Source organism: Microbacterium sp. MYb54 (genome assembly GCF_002979515.1).
Lineage (GTDB): Bacteria > Actinomycetota > Actinomycetes > Actinomycetales > Microbacteriaceae > Microbacterium.
Map to the genome: position 1 here is coordinate 1 of NZ_PCPA01000043.1, position 5,170 is coordinate 5,170.

Sequence of the window (5,170 nt, forward strand, 5' to 3'; positions counted from 1 at the left end):
CGTGGAGGAAGACATCTGATCCTTTCTCACGACGAAGCCGCGAGGCCTACGCATCCCTACCTACACCGTCATCTCGTCTGACGCCAGCGGACTCAGACGTCCACCGCCGCTTCCGTCCGCGCTGGCGGGCTCTTGGTCGATGGTGGGGATAAGGGGGTACGGTCGGCTCAAGTCACTTCGATCTTTCCGCATGAGATGGCCGCGATATGCGCGGACGCGGACAGAACAGAAACCACAATCGAGGATGGATGGGCAGGACGATGTCAGGATCAATGCACCATTGGCCGGCACCTGTGAGTGCGGAAGATCTCGATCATTGCGCCACAATTGCCCGGCGCCGAAACACTCTCTCGATAACCGGGAAACCCGGGAGTGGTCGAACTCGACTTGCCGAGGAAATCGCGACACTGCTACTGCCTACGTCGCCCGTGTGGAAGATCCGAGCTCTGCCGGAAGACGGCGGCCACCGGTTGCAGACTCTTCGATATCTCGATCTGGCCGCGGTGATCGATCCCGACGTCTCCGCCCATCAGTTGACGAAGAAGCTCCGCGAGGCTCTCCCTCCGCGCCTATCTGTGATCATTCAGGACGCGGAGTTCGCCGACGCTTCCTCGCTGAGAGTTTTCGACGCCCTGTCCCGCCAGGGCAGGACCGCGGTCTACTACGTCTCGCGCTCTTCGCTGGGCATCGATATCCCCACGTTCGCAATGCCCGATGTGAGCAGTGAAGTGCTTCGAGAGGTCGTTGCACGACGACTCGGCGCGGAGCCACTCAAGAAAGATGTCCAGTGGCTTCTGTCGGCCAGCTCGGGCTCGTACCGATCGATCCGATGGCTCGTCGACACGTGGGAGCTGAATCAGAACCTGAGACTCTCACCGGGCTTTGCCGCCTTCGGTTCGACGACGGATATCACGATGTCGGCTTGGGAACTCTCGAAAGGACTCAGCGGCTCCGCAATCGGTCGATTCCTTGCGGTGCTGCGGGAGACGAAGCCGGAAGCGCTCCGGGAGCTGGTGGGTTCTGACGCGCTCGCCGACGCAGAGGACGACCTCCACGTCTTCCTCGACCCCGGCACCGGGATGGTTTCATTCGTGGGTGGGGAGGCCGTCGGTATGGACATCCTTCTACGCACAGGCCCCGAACGGCTCAGGCTCATCATCGCAGCGATCAGTCGGGCGGTCGAGAACGGTCTCGTGCTTGCCCCCTCTGCAGCAGCGCGATTCTCCGCGATAGCTGCGTCATCCGAAGCCGCGAGGGACGCGCTGCGGTCGGCGGCCGACTACGACATCGACGAGGGAAACGACGTGCAATCGCTACTCGAGCACATGCGGGCGGGGGATTCGATTGCTGTCAAAGAACAGCTCATGACGATCCTGTCCAGCGGCGATCTGGCGGGCATGGAGGCAGCAGGCATAGCTCTCGCCCTCGCGGAGTTCAGATACGGATCGGATAGCCCCGCGTCGATGGCATTGGACTACACCATCGCGATCGTCTCTCAGGCCGCCGAACCAAGCGGTCGGATCCTGAGGTCCTACCGAGCTCTCCTGAGGCGGCAAGCCCAGGACGCCGTTATCCTGTCGGACCCTCCCCCTCCTGAAACTCTCACCGAGTCCCGAGCTCTCCAGGTGGCTGCCGCACGCGACCTCATCGACGGAAGGCCCTCGCACGCATTCGACCTGCTCGCCAGGGCACAGCAGATCGAGGACAAGAGTGCGCTTGACGAGTTCTTCGTGCGACAGTTTCGAGTTCTCTGTCTGCTGGCAGCCTCAGACCTGAGCCAGGTGAAGGACTCGATATCCACGATCGCCCCAGGAGACACCGATCCGAATCATCAGACGTTGTTCTGGGCATTCATCGAAATCCGTGAAGGAAGTGTCGGCGTCGGCTACTCGCTGCTCCTTGACCTGCTACCCGGACTCGAAAACAATGCGCCGACGTACTATCCCGTCATCGAAGCAGTCGCAGCCTTCTGCGCAGCCGCGCTGGGCGACGCGACGACGAGTTCGGAGCACCTGAAGCGCGCGAGGTCTCGCGTCAGCCCATCGCCGCTTGTCGAACCGTTCCGGCTGTTCGCCATCGCACTCGCGTCATCGTCGCTCGCGAAGATCGCCGTGCTTCCGGCGCTGGATGCGGAGGAAGCCTGGCTGCACGCGAAACGGGAGGCGCACCGCGCTGATCTTCACGCGCTCGAGCTACTGTGCGACGTTCCGTTGATCCGGATGAACGCCGACCGCCAACCGGAGATGCCTTCGGAGGATGTCACCTTCGAGGCATATGACGGCGTGTTGGCTCTCTACGACCGGCTCCGGCGGGCACAGCTACAACGTGATGAACGAGCGGTCGCGAAAGTGGCTCTCGATCTCAGCGCTCTGGGGTTGTCGCTCGAGTCCAAAGCCGTTGCCGCTTCCGTGCCGACATCCGACCTCCCCCGTGATCTGGCGCGTGCGATTCGCCGCCTGCAGGCGCAACCGACAGGCGTGCGGTCCCACCAGCTCCTCACCCCACGAGAACTCGAGGTGGCAAGGCTCGTCGCCCTGAGGGCAACCGACAGCGAGGTCGCCGGCAACCTCGGAATCTCGACGAAGACCGCGAGTGTGCACGTCGGCCGGATACTCATGAAGCTGGGTATCAAGAGTAGGCACGACATCGTTCAAGCACTCGATGACCTCGAAGGCTAGCGTCCGCGAGGTTCGGGGGTAAGCAGAGATACGTATCGTCCGCCGCGCCGGTGCCCGAGATGATCGAGGCTGCTCCATCCGCGGAGGGGATCCGTGTTGAGGAGCGGGCGTGGAAGGCTACCCTCCTTCCACAGTGCCCATCGGGGGCATCGCAATCCTCCCCAGCGTTGCGATGCCCCTCTTCCACTCACCGATGAAGTCAAGGAGAAGGATGGAATATGGTCATGACCTTCCTCCTCGCCCCCTCCCCCGTCACACTCACCGGCGAACTCGTCGAGCTCCGCCCCCTCGACATCGCGCACGTCGAGGGACTGATCGAGGCCGTGGAGGAGGGCGATCTGTGGAAGACGGCGTGGTACACGTCGGTCCCCACGCCCGACGGCGTGGCCGCAGAGGTCGAGCGACGCATCGGGCTGATCAAGAAGGGCGAGATGATCCCCTTCACCGCATTCGACGCCTCCGGTCGCATCCTGGGGCTCACGTCGTACTACGACATCGTCGCCGATGTGCCACGGCTGCACATCGGCTTCACCTGGAACCGGCCTTCGGCACACGGCACCGGCACGAACGCCGAGTCGAAGCTGCTACTGCTCCGCCACGCCTTCGAGACCCTCGGGGTCTTCCGCGTCGGTCTCACGACCCAGTGGGTGAACTTCCAGTCGCGCACGGCCATCGAACGTCTCGGCGCCAAGCAGGACGGCGTGATGCGCGCCATGAGCCGTTACCGCAACGGTGCACGGCGCGACAGCGTGGAGTACTCGATCATCGAGCCGGAGTGGCCCGCAGTCCGGGCGAACCTCGAAGCGAGACTGGCCCGACGACGGTGAGCGCCAGGCTGACATGTCGTACCTGCAGTAGCCGACCGCTCACGTGGGCAGTGTCGAGCGGGACGAAGAAAGGACTAGTTCTCAGCGCAACGGCAATCGATCGCCACCTTGACGGAAGTCGAAGTCGGAAAGGGTGACCCCGCATCAGGTTGAACAAAGGAACTGTTGGAAAATGTCTACGACGTCTAGTGAAGATGCAATCCACGCCATGTGGTCGCGAATCGATGCGCGAGACTGGGTGGGTTTGACGGATTTGCTCGCTGAAGATCTTGTCGTGGAATGGCCTGCGTCCAATGAGCTGATACTGGGCCGAGACAACTTCGTCGCCGTGCAGTCGGAGTACCCCGAAGGTTGGGCCATCCGGGTACTGCGAGTCATCGCAGGCGCGGAGACGGTCGTCAGCGAAGTCGAAGTTCCCCACGAAGGAGTGGGGGTGTTTCGGGCGGTGTCCTTGTGGACGGTCTCGGACGGCAAGGTGACTCATGGACGCGAGTACTGGATATCGGTCGGTGGAGACGAGCGCCCTGACTGGCGCCGCCCTCTGACCGTCATCGCATCCGACTAGCGACTCTGAAGGGACGACGGAAGGACGGATTCTTGCGGTACTGGTTGGTAGATGTCTTTGCAGAGCGTCCCCTTGCTGGCAACGGACTCACGGTCTTCCCCGACTCCTCGGGGCTGAGCGCTGACCTCATGCAGTCTCTAGCCCAAGAGCTGAGACAGTTCGAAACATCCTTTCTCCAACCGACGGCGGAGCCGGAGCTCTTCGAGACACGCGTCTTCACGATGGAAGAGGAGCTTCCATTTGCCGGTCACCCCGTCCTCGGCGCGGCGGCACTTCTCCACCACCTCGACGGAAACCGAAGCCCAAAACGGTGGCGACTCAGGTTGAACGCAAATGACGTGCCCGTCACCACGCGCCGCGCCGGCGACGGAATCGAAGCAGTGATGAATCAGGGGCCAGCGGTGCTCACTTCCGAGCTCAGCGCGGGCACTGCCCAGTGGTTTGCCGAAGCCTTCGCTAGCGAGCGAGACGAGCGATACCCTGCGCAGGTCATCAGCACCGGGTTGCCTTATCTGATACTTCCCGTCACCTCGAAGGGGCTCGCGCGCGCTCGACAACGCGGCGGTCTCGAACCGCGGCTCTCGGAGGTGGGCGCCGCCTTCGTCTACCTCCTGGATGTGGGCGCGCGAGAAGGACGCACCTGGGATACCGACGGAGTGGTCGAGGACATCGCCACCGGAAGCGCTGCCGGCCCCGTCGCCTCATACCTCCACAACCAGCAACTCACCCGTCACGGCGAAACCGTACACATTCATCAAGGCCGCTTCACGGGGAGGCCGAGCCGAATAATGACGAAGATCTCCACCGATGGCCTTGTTGAAGTCGGCGGAATGGTGCACATCATCGCGGTCGCGGACCTTCTCCCGCTTCGTTCGTGACGACCGGTGGCCGGCCGCGTCTCACCCGATACGGGTAGCGGCGCCAGCGACGCCTATGCCGCCACGGTCGGGAATCGTGACGGGCAATTCGCTCGGGCGCCCAACGTGCCGCCCCTGGCGAATGTGGATCGTCTGCCCAGAGAAGCCGTGCGCCCGGAGATAGGCACCGGTTGCAGCGGCAGCTGAGCCTGTCGCCGGGTCTTCAGTGATGCGCCCCACCGG

Annotated in this window: 5 protein-coding genes; 4 read left to right on the forward strand and 1 reads right to left on the reverse strand. The window is 63.1% G+C overall.

Annotated elements, in window-relative coordinates:
- Positions 1 to 428 precede the first annotated feature (428 nt).
- From CQ040_RS20375 to CQ040_RS20390, 4 genes are all read left to right on the forward strand, one after another.
- Positions 429 to 2,678: a helix-turn-helix transcriptional regulator gene (locus CQ040_RS20375; RefSeq protein WP_181157125.1), complete on the forward strand. Its 2,250-nt coding sequence runs from the start codon at positions 429 to 431 to the stop codon at positions 2,676 to 2,678.
- Positions 2,679 to 2,902: 224 nt separating this feature from the next.
- Positions 2,903 to 3,505 (forward strand): GNAT family N-acetyltransferase, encoded by a 603-nt coding sequence (locus CQ040_RS20380; RefSeq protein ID WP_105528710.1) that lies wholly within the window; start codon positions 2,903 to 2,905, stop codon positions 3,503 to 3,505.
- Between the two features lie 208 nt (positions 3,506 to 3,713).
- Positions 3,714 to 4,070: a nuclear transport factor 2 family protein gene (locus CQ040_RS20385; RefSeq protein WP_258131747.1), complete on the forward strand. Its 357-nt coding sequence runs from the start codon at positions 3,714 to 3,716 to the stop codon at positions 4,068 to 4,070.
- A gap of 32 nt (positions 4,071 to 4,102) precedes the next feature.
- Positions 4,103 to 4,948, forward strand: coding sequence for a PhzF family phenazine biosynthesis protein (locus tag CQ040_RS20390; RefSeq protein ID WP_105528709.1), 846 nt, complete (start codon positions 4,103 to 4,105; stop codon positions 4,946 to 4,948).
- Between the two features lie 21 nt (positions 4,949 to 4,969).
- Here CQ040_RS20390 and CQ040_RS20395 read toward each other — a convergent pair whose 3' ends face one another.
- Positions 4,970 to 5,167, reverse strand: a complete 198-nt coding sequence (locus CQ040_RS20395; protein ID WP_308736915.1) for a PhzF family phenazine biosynthesis protein — start codon at positions 5,165 to 5,167, stop codon at positions 4,970 to 4,972.
- Between the last annotated feature and the right edge of the window lie 3 nt (positions 5,168 to 5,170).